Origin of the sequence: Bradyrhizobium sp. WSM2254 (assembly GCF_000472645.1) — a bacterium.
GTDB lineage: Bacteria > Pseudomonadota > Alphaproteobacteria > Rhizobiales > Xanthobacteraceae > Bradyrhizobium > Bradyrhizobium niftali.
On sequence record NZ_AXAB01000041.1, the window covers coordinates 25,727 to 43,626 of the forward strand.

A 17,900-nucleotide genomic window follows, 5' to 3' on the forward strand; every position below is an offset into this window, starting at 1 on the left:
ATGTCGATTGCCGCAGAACGCAAAGCGGAAGTCATCAAGACGAATGCCAACAAGGTTGGCGACACCGGCTCGCCGGAGGTTCAGGTCGCGATCCTGTCGGAACGCATCAACAACCTGACCAACCATTTCAAGACCCACGTGAAGGACAACCATTCGCGTCGTGGCCTCTTGAAGCTGGTCTCGACTCGCCGTTCGCTCCTCGACTACCTCAAGAAGAGGGACGAGGCGCGCTACAAGGCGCTGCTCGAGAAGCACAACATTCGTCGTTAAGAGTTCTTGCGCGCGCCACCGGCGCGCGTTTTTGCGCGTGATTTCGAGCGAAAGCGCTTATTTTAAGGTTTTTGATCGAGCCTCACGCGTACGTCCGGTGCGGGCCAAGGCTGCTTCGCATCCGGGGGCACGATGAGCGAAAACCGCGGTTCGGTGTTCGCGCGCGTGCCGACTGACAGTCCAGCAGCAATCCGGCGGCTGGGCACAACGGGCAAGGCGCCCGTATGACCCGAAAGGATGGACGCCATCCGAATTCCAAAAACCATGGCAGGATCGCAGGACGCTGATCATTCGCTCCGATCAGCGTCCTGCAATCTTGACATGGTTTTTGTTTTTCGAGCCGTCCCTTCTTTCGAGAAACCATGAAAGAAGACCTCTATGTTCAATAAGCATTCAGTCGAGATCGACTGGGGTGGACGCCCTCTCAAGCTCGAAACCGGCAAGATCGCACGCCAGGCCGACGGCGCCGTCGTCGCCACCTATGGCGAGACCGTGGTGCTCGCCACCGTCGTCGCGGCGAAGGCGCCGCGCGAAGGCGTCGACTTCCTGCCGCTGACCGTCGACTACCAGGAGAAGACCTACGCCGCGGGCCGCATTCCCGGCGGCTATTTCAAGCGCGAGGGCCGTCCGACCGAGAAGGAGACGCTGGTCTCGCGTCTGATCGACCGTCCGATCCGTCCGCTGTTCGTCGATGGCTGGCGCAACGAGACCCAGGTGATCGCCACCGTGCTGTCGCACGACATGGAGAACGATCCCGACATCGTCGCGCTGGTGGCATCGTCGGCTGCGCTGACCCTGTCCGGCGCTCCCTTCAAGGGTCCGATCGGCGCGGCGCGCGTTGGCTTCGTCAATGACGAATACGTGCTCAACCCGACGCTCGACGAGATGGTCGACACCCAGCTCGACCTCGTCGTCGCCGGCACCGCCGACGCCGTGCTGATGGTGGAATCGGAAGCCAAGGAGCTGAACGAAGACATCATGCTCGGCGCGGTGATGTTCGGTCACCGCCACTTCCAGCCGGTGATCAACGCGATCATCGAGCTCGCCGAGAAGGCCGCCAAGGAGCCGCGCGAAGTCACCGTCATCGACAATGCCGCGCTCGAGAAGGAAATGCTCGGCCTCGTCGAGCAGGAACTGCGCGCTGCCTACGCCATTCCGGTCAAGCAGGATCGCTACGCCGCGGTCGGCAAGGTCAAGGAAAAGGTGATCGCCCATTATTTCCCCGAAGGGCAGGAGCCGAAATACGACAAGCTGCGCATCGGCGCGGTGTTCAAGGAGCTCGAGGCCAAGATCGTTCGCTGGAACATCCTCGACACCGGCAAGCGCATCGACGGCCGTGACTCCAAGACCGTGCGCAACATCATCGCCGAAGTCGGCGTGCTGCCCCGCGCCCACGGCTCGGCGCTGTTCACCCGCGGCGAGACCCAGGGCCTGGTCGTGACCACGCTCGGCACCGGCGAGGACGAGCAGTACATCGACGCGCTGTCGGGAACGTACAAAGAGACGTTCCTGCTGCACTACAACTTCCCTCCCTACTCGGTCGGTGAGACCGGTCGCCTCGGCGGCACCAAGCGCCGCGAGATCGGCCACGGCAAGCTGGCCTGGCGCGCGATCCATCCGGTGCTGCCGCCGCATCACGAGTTCCCGTACACGATCCGCGTGGTCTCCGAGATCACCGAATCCAACGGCTCCTCGTCGATGGCTTCGGTCTGCGGCGCCTCGCTCGCACTGATGGACGCCGGCGTGCCGTTGAAGCGGCCGACCGCGGGCATCGCGATGGGCCTGATCCTCGAAGACAAGCGCTTTGCGGTTCTCTCCGACATCCTCGGTGACGAGGATCATCTCGGCGACATGGACTTCAAGGTCGCCGGCACGGAATCGGGCATCACCTCGCTCCAGATGGACATCAAGATCGAGGGCATCACCGAGGAGATCATGAAGGTCGCGCTCGGCCAGGCCAAGGATGGTCGTATCCACATCCTCAGCGAGATGGCCAAGGCGCTCACCAACGCCCGCGCCGAGCTCGGCGAATACGCGCCGCGCATCGAGACCTTCAAGATCGCCACCGACAAGATCCGCGAAGTGATCGGCACCGGCGGCAAGGTGATCCGCGAGATCGTCGAGAAGACCGGCGCCAAGGTCAACATCGAGGACGACGGCACCGTGAAGGTCGCCTCCTCCGACGGCGAGGCGATGAAGGCCGCGATCAAGTGGATCAAGTCGATCGCGTCCGATCCCGAAGTCGGCCAGATCTATGACGGCACCGTCGTCAAGGTGATGGAGTTCGGCGCCTTCGTGAACTTCTTCGGCTCCAAGGACGGCCTCGTTCACATCAGCCAGCTCGCTTCGGCGCGCGTGCAGAAGACCTCCGACGTCGTCAAGGAAGGCGACAAGGTCAAGGTCAAGCTGCTCGGCTTCGACGATCGCGGCAAGACCCGCCTCTCGATGAAGGTCGTCGACCAGACCACCGGCGAAGACCTCGAAGGCAAGGGCGGCGAGGGCGAGAAGGCCCCGCGCGAAGCGGCCGGCGAGTAAATCGCTCCGCACATCAGAAACACGAAGGGCGGCCTCGCGGCCGCCCTTTTTGTTTGGGTTCGCTCCGGGCGAAAGCGCGCCCTCTCCCGCAAGCGGGAGAGGGGAAGCACCTCACGCCGCGATGTCGAACCGGTCGAGGTTCATCACCTTGGTCCAGGCCTTGGCGAAGTCCTTGACGAACTGCTCCTTGGAGTCCGACGTGGCATAGACCTCGGCGTAGGCGCGAAGCTGCGAGTGCGCGCCGAAGATGAGATCGGCGCGCGTGCCGGTCCCCTTCACCGCGTTGGTCTTGCGGTCGCGAGCCTCGTAGGTGCCGTCGGCCGCCGGCGTCCACTGCGCGCTCATGTCGAGCAGGTTGACGAAGAAGTCGTTGCTCAGCGTGCCCACCTTCGCGGTGAGAACGCCGTGCTTCGAACCGTTCGCATTGGCGCCGAGCACGCGCAGACCGCCGACCAGCACGGTCAACTCAGGTCCGGTGAGCTTCAGAAGCTGCGCGCGATCGACGAGCGCTTCTTCCTGCTGCAGGAACTGATGCTTCTTCCTGGTGTAGTTGCGGAAGCCATCGGCCCGCGGCTCCAGCGGCGCGAAAGACGCCACGTCGGTCTGCTCCTGCGAGGCATCCATGCGGCCCGGCGTGAACGCGACCTTGACGTCGACGCCGGCATCCTTCGCGGCTTTCTCGACCGCGGCGGTGCCGCCGAGGACGATCAGGTCGGCGAGCGAGACCTTCCTCGCACCGGCCGAGGCGTTGAACTCCTTCTGGATCGCTTCGAGCTTGCCGAGGACCTTCGAGAGCTGAGCCGGCTGGTTCACCTCCCAGTCCTTCTGGGGGCTGAGGCGGATGCGCGCGCCGTTGGCGCCGCCGCGCTTGTCCGAGCCGCGGAACGTCGAGGCCGACGCCCACGCCGTCGAGACCAGCTCCGGCACCGAGAGGCCCGAGGCCAGGATCTTGGTCTTCAGCGCAGCGATGTCCTGATCGCTGACCAGCTCGTGATTCACGGCCGGGATCGGATCCTGCCAGATCAGCGTCTCCTTCGGCACCAGCGGGCCGAGATAGCGCTGGATCGGACCCATGTCGCGGTGGGTGAGCTTGAACCAGGCGCGGGCGAATGCGTCCGCGAACTGGTCGGGGTTCTCGAGGAAACGCCGCGAGATCTTCTCATAGGCCGGATCGAGGCGCAGCGAGAGGTCGGTGGTCAGCATCGTCGGCCGATGCTTCTTGGACTTGTCGAAGGCGTCGGGAATGATCGCCTCGGCACCCTTGGCCGTCCACTGGTTCGCACCGCCCGGGCTCTTCGTCAGCTCCCATTCGTACTTGAACAGGTTCTCGAAGAAGTTGTTGCTCCACTTCGTCGGCGTCGTCGTCCATGTCACCTCGAGACCGCTGGTGATGGAATCGCCCGCCAGGCCCGAAGCGTGCTTGCTCTTCCAGCCGAGGCCCTGATCCTCGAGCGCGCCGGCTTCCGGCTCCGGTCCGACCAGCGACGGATCGCCCGCACCATGGGTCTTGCCGAAGGTATGACCGCCGGCGATCAGCGCGACGGTTTCCTCGTCGTTCATCGCCATGCGGAAGAAGGTCTCGCGGATGTCCTTGGCCGCGGCGATCGGATCCGGCTTGCCGTTCGGGCCTTCCGGATTGACGTAGATGAGGCCCATCTGCACCGCGCCGAGCGGCTCGGCGAGCTGGCGTTCGCCGCTGTAGCGCTCATCGCCCAGCCAGGTGCCTTCCGGACCCCAATAGAGCTCTTCCGGCTCCCAGACGTCGGCGCGACCGCCGGCGAAGCCGAAGGTCTTGAAGCCCATCGACTCCAGCGCGACGTTGCCGGCGAGCACCATCAAATCGGCCCAGGAGATCTTGCGGCCGTATTTCTGCTTGATCGGCCAGAGCAGCCGGCGTGCCTTGTCGAGATTGGCGTTGTCAGGCCAGCTGTTGAGCGGCGCGAAGCGCTGCTGACCGGCCCCGGCGCCACCGCGCCCGTCGGAGATGCGGTAGGTGCCCGCGCTGTGCCAGGCCATGCGGATCATCAGGCCGCCATAATGACCGAAGTCGGCGGGCCACCACTCCTGCGAGTCCGTCATCAAGGCGGTCAGGTCCTTGACGACCGCGTTCAGGTCGAGCGTCTTGAATTCCTTGGCGTAGTCGAATTCCTTGCCCATCGGGTCGGACAGGCCGGAATTCTTGTGCAGCATCTCGATGCTGAGCTGGGTCGGCCACCAGTCGCGGTTTGCCGGCGCGCGTTTTCCACCCGAAAACGGGCACTTCGAAGTGTCGTCCATGAATACCTCCTCTGGTGGCGTCGAACTCGCGCCTTTGACCAGGTAGAACCACTCTAAGCCCCGCATTCCATCAGGGGAAGTTGACTTTAGTGATCGCTGCGATAGGATTTTCTGATGGTCAACGTGACGATGCGCCAGCTCCGGTATTTCGACGCGCTGGCGCGTCACGGGCATTTCGGGCGCGCGGCGGAGGCGAGCTCGATCTCGCAGCCGGCCCTGTCGATGCAGATCAAGGAACTGGAGGAGGCGCTCGGCGGCCTGCTGCTGGAGCGTACCGCCCGGCAGGTCGCGCTGACGCGGTTCGGCGAAGAGCTCGCACCGCGCGTCCGCGACATCCTCCGCTCGGTCGATGAGCTCGGCGATTTCGCGCGGGCGTCGCAGGACCGCTTCGCCGGCCGCCTGCGCATCGGCATGATCCCGACGATCGCGCCCTACCTGCTGCCCAAGATCACCAAGAATCTCACACGGATGCATCCGGAACTCGACATCCGCGTGCGCGAGACGATGACGCCGCGGCTGATCCAGGAACTGGTCGAAGGCCGGCTCGACACCGCCATCGTCGCGCTGCCGGTGTCCGAGTCCTCGCTCACCGAGGTCGCCCTGTTCGAGGAAAAATTCCTGCTGGTGCGGCCGGGCGCGGATGAGGGAACGCCCGCCCCCTCGCGCGAGATGATGCGGGAGATGCGGCTGCTGCTGCTCGAGGAGGGACACTGCTTCCGCGACCAGGCGCTGTCGTTCTGCAACATGCAGTCGGCGCCGCCGCGCGAGATGCTGGATGCGAATTCGCTGTCGACGCTGGTCCAGATGGTCAGCGCCGGCATCGGCGTCACCTTGATCCCGGAGATGGCGGTGCCGGTGGAGACGCGATCGGCCTCGGTCTCGCTGACGCGTTTTCGCGACCCGCAGCCCTCGCGCACCATCGGCATGGTCTGGCGCAAGACCAGCCCGCTGGCACGGCAGCTGCTCCAGATTTCCGAGGTGGTGTGCCTGTCGGCCGGCAAGGTGCGGACACGGCCATCCGTGCGCAATCAGCGGGCCTGAAGCCTCGATGTTGCATCCCGTCATCCGCCCCGCCCGCGCCGACGAATATGACGAGATCGGCCGCGTCTGGATGGAAAGCTGGGTCTCGACCGGCCTCGCCGAGGCGAGTGAATTCCTGCTTGCAAACCTGCGCGCACGCATCAGGCGCGAGATCGAGAACGGCTGGAGCCTGTTCGTCGCCGACGACAACGGCACGATCGCCGCCATGCTGGCGCTGCATCTGCCAAAACGCTATCTCGACATGCTTTTCGTCGGGCCCGCCTACCAGGGCCAATCGCTCGGACGGCAATTGCTCGCCTTCACACGCACGCAAATGCCCGACGAGATGTACCTGCGCTGTGTGCGCGAGAACGAAAAGGCCTGGCGCTGGTACGAGCGCGAGGGTTTTGTGTTCGAGAAGGAAGAGGTTGAACCGTCGAACGGGTTCGTGATGAAGTATTACCGGTGGAAGCGGCAGCAATCTGCCGGATAGGCAGTGACCACCGGCCGCAGCTTGCGGTTGTCACAATCCCGACCTAGTGTGGCGTGTCCGACATTCTCCTGCTGACATTCTCCTGCTTCTGATCTTCTGGAATCCATGGTTCGAATTGCTGTCTCGGTCGTCGCCCTGCTGACCTTGCTCGCTCCGGCAGCTGCGCAAACCCCTCCCGCAACCACCGCACTTCCCGCTCAAACTGCGACACCGGCAAAGCCGGCGGCCAAGAAGGCCGCGAAGCCGAAAGCAGCGCCGGCCAAACCCGCGGAACAGACGACTGCCGGTCCTTGCGGCATCGGTGTGATCGCGGCGACGCAGGACCCGTTCGTCGTCGAGAAGATCGGCCTAACGGTGTTCGGCAACGAATATGCGGAAGTGCCGGTTTCCTGGGGCCTTGACGATCTTGTTTTCGCACGTGTGCGTGCGGCGGCGGGCGCCACGCCGCTCCGGCGAATCGCCTACGCCAAAGGCGCGTTCGACACCTATTATCACCCGAAGCCCAGCCTGTTTCGCAATGACCGCGAAGAGCTGTCGAACCTGGTCCGTCAGATCGCGGGCAATGCTGGCTGCGAACGATATGTCGTCGTCACGCGCGGCGAGGGGATGCTGCCGGGGACCAATCAGCCGCTCCGGGGACTGGGCATTCTCAATCGTGGTGTAGGTATCATCAGCTATTCGTATCTTTACGTCTATGTCGGCGTGACCGTGCTCGACGGCCAGACCTTTGAAATCAAGAAGGGGCCTGGCGTGACGTTGGAAGGCGTCATGAAGCATATGGCTGACAACTTGGTGCAAGACGAACATCTGCGCAAAGTAGACAACTCCCTGTTTCCGGCCACGGCGGTCGACTCCGCCAGCAACACGACCCTGCGCGACAGCATTCGCGATTTCCTGACGGAGCGGCTGGACAAGACCTTGCCGCCCTATTTCGCGCAGTGAGGCGCGGTGACGTGTGACGATGAACCTGCTTGCCGCCGCATTGGTCTCATATGCGCTGTTGTCGCCGACAGGTGGGCAAGTGCAGCCTGCGCCAAATCCGGAGGTGGCCAAGCCTGCCGCCAGGAAACCCGCAACTGTTGCACCGGCCAAACCCGTAGAAAGCGGCCCGTGCCAGATCGGCGTGATCTCATTTGCCGGCGATCTTTTCTGGGTCGAAAAATACGGGGCACTCAAGTTTCTCAATACGTATGCGCAAACATCCGTCGCCGCTTGGGGACTCGATGAACTTGTCGTCTCGCGGGTCCGCGCTGCCGCCCCGGGCAGCTCTGTCAGGGGAATTCCGTACACGCGGCAGGAACTCGACGAAGGTCGTCGGCAGCGATCGGTCTTTCGCGATTCCGACGGGAACGTCCTACGATTTGTTCAATACCTCGCCGGCCGCACCCGCTGCGAGCGCTATGTTACTGTGCTCAGGCATGGTGGCACTCAGCGGGAATTTGGCATCGGCATCTCGCACCATCTCGATGCGCGCGTGTTTCTCTTCGCGATGATGTTCGTTCGCGTCTACGACGGCCGAACGTTCGAAATCATCAGTGAAGCGCCAGCGCGCGAAGACGACTACTCTGCGCTGCAGCGTGCTCTCCATGACGAACTTGGTGGCCCCTATCGCAAACTGGATGCTGCGATGTTTCCGGCGAAGCCGGCGGACGCGGCCAAAAATCCGGTCCTGCGCGACGGCGTGCGGGATATGCTAACGAAGAGCTTGGACAAAACCCTGCCGGCTCTGCTTCGACGACAGGTTCGGTCTCCCGAGCGCTGACAGATCGCACCCTCACGTCGAAGATCGTCGATAGGTCCGTGATCAGGATTAACGTTGACCAACATGTCGTTCTCGCAGCAGGTCTCTTGCCCAGGCGTAGTACGTTGCGAATGCACGGCAAACGCGCCATGAATTGCGCGCTGTTCGCCTCCTGCCGATGGAAGGTTTCCCCCCATGATCAAGCTCTATTGGTCGCCCCGCTCGCGCTCGTTCACGACGCTCTGGCTGATGGAAGAGAGCGGCCTGCCCTATGAGCGCGTGCTGACCGACATTTCGACCGGTGCGCAGAAGGCGCCGGACTATTTGAAGGTCAATCCGATGGGCAAGGTGCCGGCGCTCAGCGACGGAGACGCTTCGCTCGGCGAGGCCGCGGCGATCTGCGCCTACATCGCCGACCGCTATCCCGAGACGAAGCTTGCGCCCGCCGTGACCGATCCGCGCCGCGCGCGCTATCTGCAATGGCTGTTCTTCTCGCCGGGCTGCATTGAGCCCGCCATCATCCAGATCTTCACCAAGCTCGAGATCCCGACCTCGACGGCGGCGTGGGGCAGCGCGACGCAGGTGTTCGACGTGCTGGAAGCTGCGCTCGCCAAGGGGCCGTGGATTCTCGGCGAGGATTTTTCGGCTGCCGACATCACGATCGGCTCTGGCCTGAATTTCGCGGTGCGCCGGTTCAAGATGGTGCCGTCGCGCCCCGCCTTCGATGCCTATCTGGCGCGCTGCATGGCGCGGCCGGCGTTCCAGCGCGCGGAGAAGATCGCGGCCGGGTGAAGCAGCTCGCTTACAGTCTGATCTTGAGAACGGCGAGCCCGGACTGCTGAAGCAATCCGGAGGATGTCGCCGAGAGGCCGTAGCGGAGGCCAAGATCGAAACGACTGTTGTCGGCCGCGACGAGGCCCAGCGCGGTCGAGTAGATCCACGGCGACAGGGCAAGGCCGCTCGTGACGAACGTATCGCCGCCGCCGGCAAACGCTGACTTGATCTGAAGTCCCTGATTCAGCGCGTTGTAGCCGACGCCGACATCGCCGGTAAGATAGACGTGCTGCGCGATCCTGTAGGCACCCTTCAGCCCTGCCGTCAGCGTCAATTCGCGATAGGTTTGCGAATCCACGTTGAGGCTGAAGCCGCCTGCGCCACCTTCCTGATAGGCGGGCGAACGGACCTGTCCATAGTCCAACCGCAGTGACGGGGCGATCGCAAATCCAGGCTCGATCGGGATCAGCTTGCGAACACCCGCACCAGCGTGCCCGCTATAGGACCGATAGCCGGCCGCAGCCGTACTGTTGATGAACGTGAGCGAGCGGCTTTCGCCATTGTCGTTCAGTGCGCCGTCAAGCCGGCCATCGACCTGAACGCCATGGCCGAGCGCATAGGCGCCGTAGAGTCCGGCCTGATAGGAATCGATGGCGAGCCGGTTCGGGACGGGATCCTCGCTGCCGGTGATCGTCTGATGCGAATAGGCGAACACACCGCCAAGCATTGCGCGTGGCGAGACCGTCGTGTCCGCACCGACGGCAATGCCGCCGCCGGACGCGTTATAGCCGGGGACGCCATCCAGGCTGCTCTGCCGGACAACGCCGCCGAGCGGCTTCATCCAAAAATTCCGCTCAGGCGTTGCACCCGCGTTCAACCCGAGCAAATCGTCCAGCCGCCCCGTCATCGCCTGATGGAACATGCGCTGGGTGGAATAGGTCGCCTGCGATGCCGCGCCGGTGAGTACAGGCAATGTCTGGTTGACGGCGTTGACGAGACCGGAGCCGCCGAGATTGTCGAGCGCGGTGAACCCGGTCGCCATGCTGCCGGTCCAGCCGAGTGACGTCGCGGACAGGCGATAGAGCATGTCGGCCGCACCTAATCCCGCACGGCTGTTCTGCGCCTGAAGCGTCTCGGCGTAGGGGCGCACCAAGGAGAGATAGGCGACGCCGCCGGTCGGATTGCCCGAGAGATCGTAGCTGCTGACGAGCATCCGTGCACCCGAAGCGTCGCCGCTGGCTGCGCCATAGAGACTGGCGAGCGTGCCGCGCGAAAGCGTGTTGAAGAGCACGTTGCCCTCCGGCGTCACCGACCCCAGCAGTGTGAAGTTCGCGGCACTGCTTCCCGCGGGCGCGACGCCGGCGCCCCAGAAATATCCGTTCTGGTAATTCGTGATAACGAAGCGGCCGGGCGCGGACGTGCCGAACAGCGTGGAGCTGACGATCCGCCACGGCGTACCCGATGTCCAGGCCCACTGCGGGACGGAGTTCGCGGGAACTGCCTGCGAGGCCGGCGGCGTGAAGGTCGCGGGATCGTAAGGAAGCATATAGGCCCAATGCGTCACCAGCAGGCTGTCGCCGGTGATCATCTGCATTTCCATCGTGGTCACGCCGTTGATGGTTCGCATATGGCCGAGACCGACGGTCACTGCGCCGCCCGCGGTCGGTGTGAACAGCATCGTGATCTGGCCCGCGGTCGTGACGAACCCCTGGATGGTCGAGGTATCCGTCAGAAGCGCCGGACCAAGCTTGAGTTGCGCCACGCTCGTTCCGGTGAAAGCACCGTTGGTCGCGGCCGCAAGCGACCATAGCGTCTGGTCGCCGATCGGGATTGGATTGGAGAAGCCGGTCTTCGGCGCGGCGTAGGCCAGCAGCTGCGCGGTCGGTACGTACCAGTTCGTGTTGGAGAGCGTCGAATCCCAGATCGCCGACTGCGCCAGGGCACGGGAGTTGCCGCAGACCAACGCGACGCCCATGGCGGCCGCCAGCGCGCCTGCGCGACAGATCGCATGCACTCTCGGCAAGATCGTTCCTCCCGAACCGCGGGACGCGCCATTCGCGCGGCGCCACCGGGCAGAGGAAACACCATCTTATGGGAGAGTCTGCCCCATGATCGTGGGGGATACGAGGAAACGTCGCGGCCTCAAGCGGCCTGCGGACGTTTTATTCCGGCTTCAGATCGTCCGGCCTCGGCATCAAGACGATGTTGTAGCCGGAATCGACGTAATGGATCTCGCCGGTCACGCCGCCGGAGAGATCCGACAGAAGATAGAGCGCCGAGCCGCCGAGCTCGTCGAGCGTGACGCCGCGGCGGAGCGGCGAATGTTTTTGCATGAAGGCAAACATCGCGCGCGCCTCACCGATGCCGGAGCCGGCGAGCGTGCGGATGGGACCGGCGGAGATCGCGTTGACGCGGATGCCGCGCGGTCCGAAATCGGAGGCGAGGTAGCGCACGGAGGCTTCCAGCGCCGCCTTGGCCACGCCCATCACGTTGTAGTTCGGCATCGCGCGCTCCGAGGCGCCGAAGGTCAGCGTGATCATGCTGCCGCCCTCCGTCATCAGCTCGGCGGCGCGTTTTGCGACCTCCGTGAACGAGAAGCAGGAGATCACCATGGTGCGCGAAAAATTCTCGCGGCTGGTGTCGGCGTAGCGGCCCTTCAGCTCGTTCTTGTCGGCGAAGCCGATCGCATGGATCACGAAATCGAGCCGGCCCCACTTTTCGCGGAGCGCGGCGAAGGTGGCATCGACGCTGGCGATGTCCTCGACGTCGCACGGCAGCACCAGATCCACACCAAGCTGCTCCGCCAGCGGCTTGACGCGCTTGCCCAAGGCATCGCCCTGGAAGGTGAAGGCAAGCTCGGCGCCGTGGGCATGCAGCGTCTTCGCCATGCCCCACGCGATCGAATGATCATTGGCGATGCCCATGATCAGACCGCGCTTGCCCTTCATCAAACCTTCCATTGCCCACCATTCTCCGCTCTTCGTCATGCCCGGGCTCGTCCCGGGCATCCACGTTCTTCCGAGCCTCAGGCCAAGACGTGGATGGCCGGGACAAGCCCGGCCATGACGAAACAATCACCAGTCGCCGATAGTAACGTCACACATCCAGCCGGCTGAACACCAGCGTGGCGTTGGTGCCGCCGAAGCCGAAGGAGTTCGACAGCACGGTGCCGATCTTGACGTTGTCGATGCGCTTGCGCACGATCGGCATGTCGGCAAACACGGGATCGAGCTCCTGGATGTGCGCGCTCTCGCAGATGAAGCCGTTGTTCATCATCAGTAGCGAGTAGATCGCCTCCTGCACGCCGGTGGCGCCCAGCGAATGGCCGGTCAGCGCCTTGGTCGCCGAGATCGGCGGGCACTTCTCGCCACTTCCGAACACCCGACGGAGCGCGTCAATCTCCGGCGGATCGCCGGCCGGCGTCGAGGTCGCATGCGGATTGATGTAGTCGACCTTGGTCTTCACCGTCGACATCGCCATGCGCATGCAGCGCTCGGCACCCTCGCCGGAAGGCGCGACCATGTCGTAGCCATCGGACGTCGCGCCATAACCGACGATCTCGCCATAGATGCGCGCGCCGCGCGCCTTGGCATGCTCGAGCTCTTCCAGCACCAGCACGCCGGCGCCGCCGGCGATGACGAAGCCGTCGCGGTTGACGTCGTAGGGACGCGACGCCGTGGCGGGCGTGTCGTTGTACTTCGAGGACATCGCGCCCATGGCGTCGAACAGCACCGACAGCGACCAGTCGAGCTCCTCGCAGCCGCCGGCGAAGATGACGTCCTGCTTGCCGATCTGGATCGTCTCATAGGCATTGCCGACGCAGTGGTTCGACGTCGCGCAGGCCGAGGAGATCGAATAGTTGACGCCCTTGATCTTGAACCAGGTCGCGAGCGTCGCCGAGGCCGTGGAGGACATCGCCTTCGGCACGGCAAACGGTCCGACGCGCTTCGGCCCCTTGGTGCGGGTGATGTCGGCGGATTCGACGATGGTCCGGGCGGACGGGCCGCCGGAGCCCATGATGATGCCGGTGCGGATGTTGGAGACTTCGTCAGGCCCCAGACCAGAATCCTGGATCGCCTGCTCCATCGCGACGTGATTCCACGCTGCGCCCTGGCCGAGGAAACGCATGGCGCGGCGATCGACCACTGTCGAAGGATCGAGCGTAGGCTCACCTTGCACCTGCGAACGGAAGCCGAGCTCGGCATATTTCTCAGCCCGCGAAATGCCCGACTTCGCCTCGTGAAGGCTCGCAAGCACTTCCTGGGTGTTGTTTCCGATGGACGAGACGATGCCCATCCCGGTGACCACAACCCGCCTCATGACAGCCTCGCCTAAATCGTTGTCTTTCTTTGTGATGCGTTCAGCCCAGGCTCGTGCCCTGCTTGAACAGGCCGACCTTCAGGTCCTTCGCGCGATAGATAATCTGGTCGTCGACCGAAAGCCACCCGTCGGCAATACCGAGCACGAGCTTTGCCCGCATCACGCGCTTGATATCGACGTTGTACACAACCTTGCGGGCCTCGGGCAGCACCTGGCCGCTGAACTTCAGCTCGTTCAGGCCAAGCGCGCGACCGCGACCTTCGCCGCCGCTCCAGCCCAGATAGAAGCCGACCATTTGCCACAGCGCATCGAGGCCGAGGCAGCCGGGCATCACCGGATCGTTCTTGAAATGGCAGCCGAAGAACCAGAGGTCGGGCTTCACGTCGAGCTCGGCACGCACCAGCCCCTTGCCGAACTCGCCGCCATTGTCGTTGATTTCCGTGATGCGGTCGAACATGAGCATCGGCGGCAGCGGCAGCTGGGCATTGCCCGGGCCGAACATCTCGCCGCGGGCACACGCCAGCAGATCTTCGTATTCGTAACCGTTGCGCCTGTTCAGCATGCATGAGCCTCTGTTCAAAGTCCGATTGAGCGACGTTTTTTGGCGAAAATGGGCCCCGTCCCGGTCGGAGAGCAACGCCAATTGCCATCGTCAGGCGCAACTCCCACAAGCCGCGGATGGACTGCGGACCGGGCCTCGATGCCCGGATGCACCAAAATCGGCTAAGCGGAACCGCGCGCTCTCTAACACAGGCCATTTCGGTGGCAAAGCGCTGTCATGAAGGTAAAATAACGGGCTGCTCGCTCGGTTCCAGTCCGATTAGAACCTCTCTAGTTGCGAGAAACTTGCATCTGCATCTATCTGTTCTTATATTGCAGGTACATACTGTTCACGCGTGCCCGAAATCTGGAAATGAGCGAGAATACCGCGCCCCATCACGACGATGACGTCCATGCCGCAGCCCTCCTGTCCGGCCGCCAGCCGGCTTTGACCGGCTGCCCGTGGCACGACGTTAACGAAATGCTCCAGTCCGCCGGGCTCCGTCCGACGCGCCAGCGCATGGCGCTGGGCTGGCTCCTGTTCGGCAAGGGTGCGCGCCACCTTACGGCGGAAATGCTGTACGAGGAAGCCACGCTGGCCAAGGTTCCGGTGTCGCTGGCGACCGTCTACAACACGCTGAATCAGCTCACCGACGCCGGCCTGCTCCGCCAGGTCAGTGTCGACGGCACCAAGACCTATTTCGACACCAACGTCACCACCCACCACCACTATTACCTCGAGAACAGCCATGAGCTGGTCGACATCGAGGATCCGCATCTGGCCCTGTCCAAGATGCCGGAGGTGCCCGAGGGTTACGAGATCTCGCGCATCGACATGGTCGTGCGCCTGCGCAAGAAGCGCTGAGGTATTTCTCCCGCGTCGTCCCGGCGTAGGCCGGGACCCATACCGCGCGATCCCTCAATGAGGCACGCTGGTTGACGCCTTCAAAAACGGCCCAGGCCCGTGGTTATGGGTCCCGGCCTTCGCCGGGACGACACCAACGTCAGTTCACCTGCTCGTCCGAGTACACGCCCCAGAGGCGTTCCTGCTGGATCCAGCCGTCAAAGCCGTTACCGGTGACGCGGCACCAGTTTGCGCTGCACTTCTTCACCTGGGTGACCACACCGGCCTGGAGTTTGGCCGCAACCGCGCTGTCGGGATCGGCGCGGTCGTAGATCGGCGCGAGCTCGTCCTTGTGCTTCATGGTGACGACCGCGGTGCGGCGGCCCGACAGCAGGGAATGATAGACCCAGCCCTCGGCGCCTTCGGAATCGCGCACCCGGCGCCAGTTCTCGAACTCGGCGGTGATTTCGACCGGCAGGCCGGCACGGGTATAGACCCAGGCCACGTCATTGTCCTTGGTCGGACCGGCACGGACGTTCACGTGATCCGACTTGAGGCTGACATAGCGCGGCACCGGGAGGCCGCTGGCGCTCTGGGGGGTATTGTCCTTCGCCGAATGCGAGGGGCCGACCGAGGCGCTCAACCAGGTGCAAACGAGCGCCATCACCGAACAAAAACGCCCCAACGCCATCAACCCGTCTCCTGTCGAGGAGCCGGCCGAGCCGGACCCTCACCCCAAAATTCAAAAAAACCCTGCCGCGGTCGTCCCTGACCCGCCCCACGCGGGTGTTCCCCAAGCCTGGCCCGTGGTTCTTGTCTTGGCCCGGCCTTCTGCTAGAGAGGACGGACGCTTGAACAACCAGTTTGGCCCGATTTTCCGGGTGGAAATATCGGGAGAGCTTGAAGGAAACGCCGGGGACGACACGGCAAGGGCAGTGTCGAACAACCGGGTTAATGAGGCCTGAACGGCCAGCCTTTGGCGACAGAGGCGGGCTTGCGACGCTTCATGAGAGCAGGACATGTCGGTGAAGAAAAAGCCCCTCGTCGTGGTGACGCGCAAGCTGCCGGATTCGATCGAGACGCGGATGCGCGAGCTGTTCGACGCGCGGATCAATCTCGACGACACGCCGATGTCGCCCGAGCAGATCGCGGAAGCCGCGCGCACCGCCGACGTGCTGGTTCCGACCGTCACCGACCACATCACCGCCGACATCGTCAACCAGCCCGACTGCAAGCTGCGCCTGATCGCCAATTTCGGCAACGGCGTCGACAATATCGATGTCGAGGCCGCGCATGCCCGCGGCATCACCGTCACCAACACGCCGAAGGTTTTGACCGAAGACACCGCCGACATGACCATGGCGCTGATCCTGGCCGTGCCGCGCCGGCTGATCGAAGGCGCATCGATCATGACGGAAGGAAAACCCTGGGCCGGCTGGTCGCCGACCTGGATGCTCGGCCACCGCATCGGCGGCAAGCGTCTCGGCATCATCGGCATGGGCCGCATCGGCCAAGCGGTGGCGCGCCGCGCCCGCGCCTTCGGCCTGCAGATCCACTACCACAACCGCCGTCCCGTCGCGCCGAAGATCGCCGAGGAGCTTGGCGCGACCTATTGGGAAAGCCTCGACCAGATGCTGGCGCGGATGGACATCCTCTCGGTGAACTGTCCGCATACGCCGGCGACCTATCACCTGCTCTCCGCGCGGCGGCTGAAGCTGATCCGCAAGGACGCCTACATCGTCAACACCGCGCGCGGCGAGGTCACCGACGAGGACACGCTGATCAAGCTGATCGAAGCCGGCGAGATCGGCGGCGCCGGCCTCGACGTCTACGAGCACGAGCCCGCGGTGAATCCCAAACTGGTGCGGCTTGCCAAGGCCGGCAAGGTGACGCTGCTGCCGCACATGGGCTCGGCCACGATCGAAGGCCGCGTCGAGATGGGCGAGAAGGTGATCATCAACATCCGCACCTTCCTCGACGCGCACAAGCCGCCGGATCGCGTGCTGCCGAGCATGCTCTGAGGCGCTGTGCGCCGGGGCTCGCAGACGCGCGCGACTGTCTCCGCCCGGCAATGTGGGCAGCCGCTCCGTCACGCGCCTACTCGCGATGGATGCTTAGATCCTCGAACACAGGGCCATCGCCGTTGAGCGGATTGGCCGGATCGCGCGCGTAGCGCAGCGTCTCGAAGCGCATCGCGCGCGCATCGATCATCAGCAGGCGGCCGACGAGGCCGTCGCCGAAACCGACGATCTCGCGGATCGCCTCCAGCGCCATCATCGAGCCCAGCACGCCCGCGAGCGCGCCCATGACACCGGCCTCGGCGCAGGCCGGCACCGTGCCGGGCGGCGGCGCTTCCGGAAACAGGCAGCGATAGGTCGGATTGAATTCACCAGCCTCGTTCTTTTCATGCGCACGGATGGTGGTGAGCGAGCCGTCGAAGGTGCCGAGCGCCGCGGTGATCAGCGGCCTCTTGGCGAAGAAGCAGGCATCCGAGACCAGATAGCGCGTCGAGAAATTGTCGGAGCCGTCGAGCACGAGGTCGTAGTCGCCGATCAGGCTGAGCGCGTTGTCGGCGTTGAGCCAGGTGGCGTGACCGACGAAGCGCACATGTGGATTGAGAGCGGAAATGCGCTCGGCCGCGCTCTCGACCTTGTGGCGGCCGATGTCCGGCGTCGTATGGATCACCTGGCGCTGGAGGTTGGACAGCGACACCACGTCGTCATCGACCACGCCGAGCGTACCGATTCCGGCGGCGGCCAGATACATCAAGGCGGGCGCGCCGAGCCCGCCGGCGCCGATCACCAGCACGGAGCCCCGCTTCAGCGCAGCTTGGCCCGGGCCGCCGACGTCGCGCAGCACGATATGGCGGGCATAGCGTTCGAGTTCGTCCGGGCTCAGCATTCTCAGCTCTTCCTAGATTGCTGCCGCTCCCCGTGAGGAGCGCGGAAGTCGCACACACTGTCATTCCGGGGCGATGCGAAGCATCGAACCCGGAATCTCGAGATTCCGGGTTCGATGCTTCGCATCGCCCCGGAATGACTCCGTAACACTCACGTCCTCTCAGATGAGGATCCGGCCTGCCCGCA

At 64.1% G+C, this 17,900-nt stretch carries 16 protein-coding genes; 9 read left to right on the top strand and 7 right to left on the bottom strand.

The features are described 5' to 3' along the window. Together rpsO and pnp are read left to right on the top strand one after the other, a co-directional pair. The gene (gene rpsO, locus A3M7_RS0127580) at positions 1–270 is read left to right on the top strand and encodes a 30S ribosomal protein S15 (RefSeq protein ID WP_027531556.1); all 270 of its coding nucleotides are present in this window, start codon (positions 1–3) and stop codon (positions 268–270) included. Positions 271–648: 378 nt separating this feature from the next. Further along, complete coding sequence (pnp, locus tag A3M7_RS0127585) at positions 649–2,805, top strand: polyribonucleotide nucleotidyltransferase (RefSeq protein ID WP_027546823.1); 2,157 nt, start codon at positions 649–651, stop codon at positions 2,803–2,805. Positions 2,806–2,916: 111 nt separating this feature from the next. On the opposite strand, the gene katG is transcribed toward pnp, so the two are convergent. Continuing rightward, a complete protein-coding gene (gene katG / locus A3M7_RS0127590; protein ID WP_027546824.1) occupies positions 2,917–5,082 on the bottom strand; it encodes a catalase/peroxidase HPI in 2,166 nt (721 codons plus the stop codon). 114 nt (positions 5,083–5,196) lie between these two features. On the opposite strand from katG, the gene A3M7_RS0127595 reads away from it, so the two are divergent. From A3M7_RS0127595 to A3M7_RS0127615, 5 genes are all read left to right on the top strand, one after another. Beyond that, positions 5,197–6,123 carry a hydrogen peroxide-inducible genes activator gene (locus A3M7_RS0127595; RefSeq protein WP_027546825.1) on the top strand — a complete coding sequence of 309 codons (927 nt, stop codon included), beginning with the start codon at positions 5,197–5,199 and terminating at the stop codon, positions 6,121–6,123. Positions 6,124–6,130: 7 nt separating this feature from the next. Continuing rightward, on the top strand, positions 6,131–6,595 hold the full coding sequence (locus tag A3M7_RS0127600) for a GNAT family N-acetyltransferase (RefSeq protein ID WP_027546826.1): 465 nt from the start codon (positions 6,131–6,133) through the stop codon (positions 6,593–6,595). A 105-nt stretch (positions 6,596–6,700) separates the two neighbouring features. After that, positions 6,701–7,537, top strand: a complete 837-nt coding sequence (locus A3M7_RS0127605; RefSeq protein ID WP_027546827.1) for a hypothetical protein — start codon at positions 6,701–6,703, stop codon at positions 7,535–7,537. A 19-nt stretch (positions 7,538–7,556) separates the two neighbouring features. Next, complete coding sequence (locus A3M7_RS45035) at positions 7,557–8,357, top strand: hypothetical protein (RefSeq protein WP_156936993.1); 801 nt, start codon at positions 7,557–7,559, stop codon at positions 8,355–8,357. Positions 8,358–8,531: 174 nt separating this feature from the next. Beyond that, the gene (locus A3M7_RS0127615) at positions 8,532–9,128 is read left to right on the top strand and encodes a glutathione S-transferase family protein (RefSeq protein ID WP_027546828.1); all 597 of its coding nucleotides are present in this window, start codon (positions 8,532–8,534) and stop codon (positions 9,126–9,128) included. Between the two features lie 10 nt (positions 9,129–9,138). Here the strand turns inward: A3M7_RS0127615 and A3M7_RS0127620 are convergent, their stop codons facing one another. The 4 genes from A3M7_RS0127620 to fabA all read right to left on the bottom strand — a co-directional run bounded on the left by A3M7_RS0127620 (position 9,139) and on the right by fabA (position 13,992). Beyond that, positions 9,139–11,124 (bottom strand): autotransporter outer membrane beta-barrel domain-containing protein, encoded by a 1,986-nt coding sequence (locus A3M7_RS0127620; protein WP_027546829.1) that lies wholly within the window; start codon positions 11,122–11,124, stop codon positions 9,139–9,141. A gap of 148 nt (positions 11,125–11,272) precedes the next feature. Continuing rightward, entirely contained in the window at positions 11,273–12,070 is a 798-nt protein-coding gene (gene fabI, locus A3M7_RS0127625) for an enoyl-ACP reductase FabI (protein ID WP_027546830.1), read from the bottom strand. 136 nt (positions 12,071–12,206) lie between these two features. Next, positions 12,207–13,430: a beta-ketoacyl-ACP synthase I gene (fabB, locus tag A3M7_RS0127630; RefSeq protein WP_027546831.1), complete on the bottom strand. Its 1,224-nt coding sequence runs from the start codon at positions 13,428–13,430 to the stop codon at positions 12,207–12,209. 40 nt (positions 13,431–13,470) lie between these two features. Next, the gene (gene fabA, locus A3M7_RS0127635; RefSeq protein WP_027546832.1) at positions 13,471–13,992 is read right to left on the bottom strand and encodes a 3-hydroxyacyl-[acyl-carrier-protein] dehydratase FabA; all 522 of its coding nucleotides are present in this window, start codon (positions 13,990–13,992) and stop codon (positions 13,471–13,473) included. A 351-nt stretch (positions 13,993–14,343) separates the two neighbouring features. Here fabA and irrA point away from each other — a divergent pair, with 351 nt between their 5' ends. Further along, a complete protein-coding gene (gene irrA / locus A3M7_RS0127640) occupies positions 14,344–14,835 on the top strand; it encodes an iron response transcriptional regulator IrrA (RefSeq protein WP_027546833.1) in 492 nt (163 codons plus the stop codon). 139 nt (positions 14,836–14,974) lie between these two features. Here the strand turns inward: irrA and A3M7_RS0127645 are convergent, their stop codons facing one another. Then, a complete protein-coding gene (locus A3M7_RS0127645; protein ID WP_027546834.1) occupies positions 14,975–15,505 on the bottom strand; it encodes an SH3 domain-containing protein in 531 nt (176 codons plus the stop codon). A 328-nt stretch (positions 15,506–15,833) separates the two neighbouring features. Here A3M7_RS0127645 and A3M7_RS0127650 point away from each other — a divergent pair, with 328 nt between their 5' ends. After that, a complete protein-coding gene (locus A3M7_RS0127650; protein WP_027546835.1) occupies positions 15,834–16,835 on the top strand; it encodes a D-glycerate dehydrogenase in 1,002 nt (333 codons plus the stop codon). A 76-nt stretch (positions 16,836–16,911) separates the two neighbouring features. Here A3M7_RS0127650 and A3M7_RS0127655 read toward each other — a convergent pair whose 3' ends face one another. Then, on the bottom strand, positions 16,912–17,715 hold the full coding sequence (locus A3M7_RS0127655; protein WP_027546836.1) for a molybdopterin-synthase adenylyltransferase MoeB: 804 nt from the start codon (positions 17,713–17,715) through the stop codon (positions 16,912–16,914). Between the last annotated feature and the right edge of the window lie 185 nt (positions 17,716–17,900).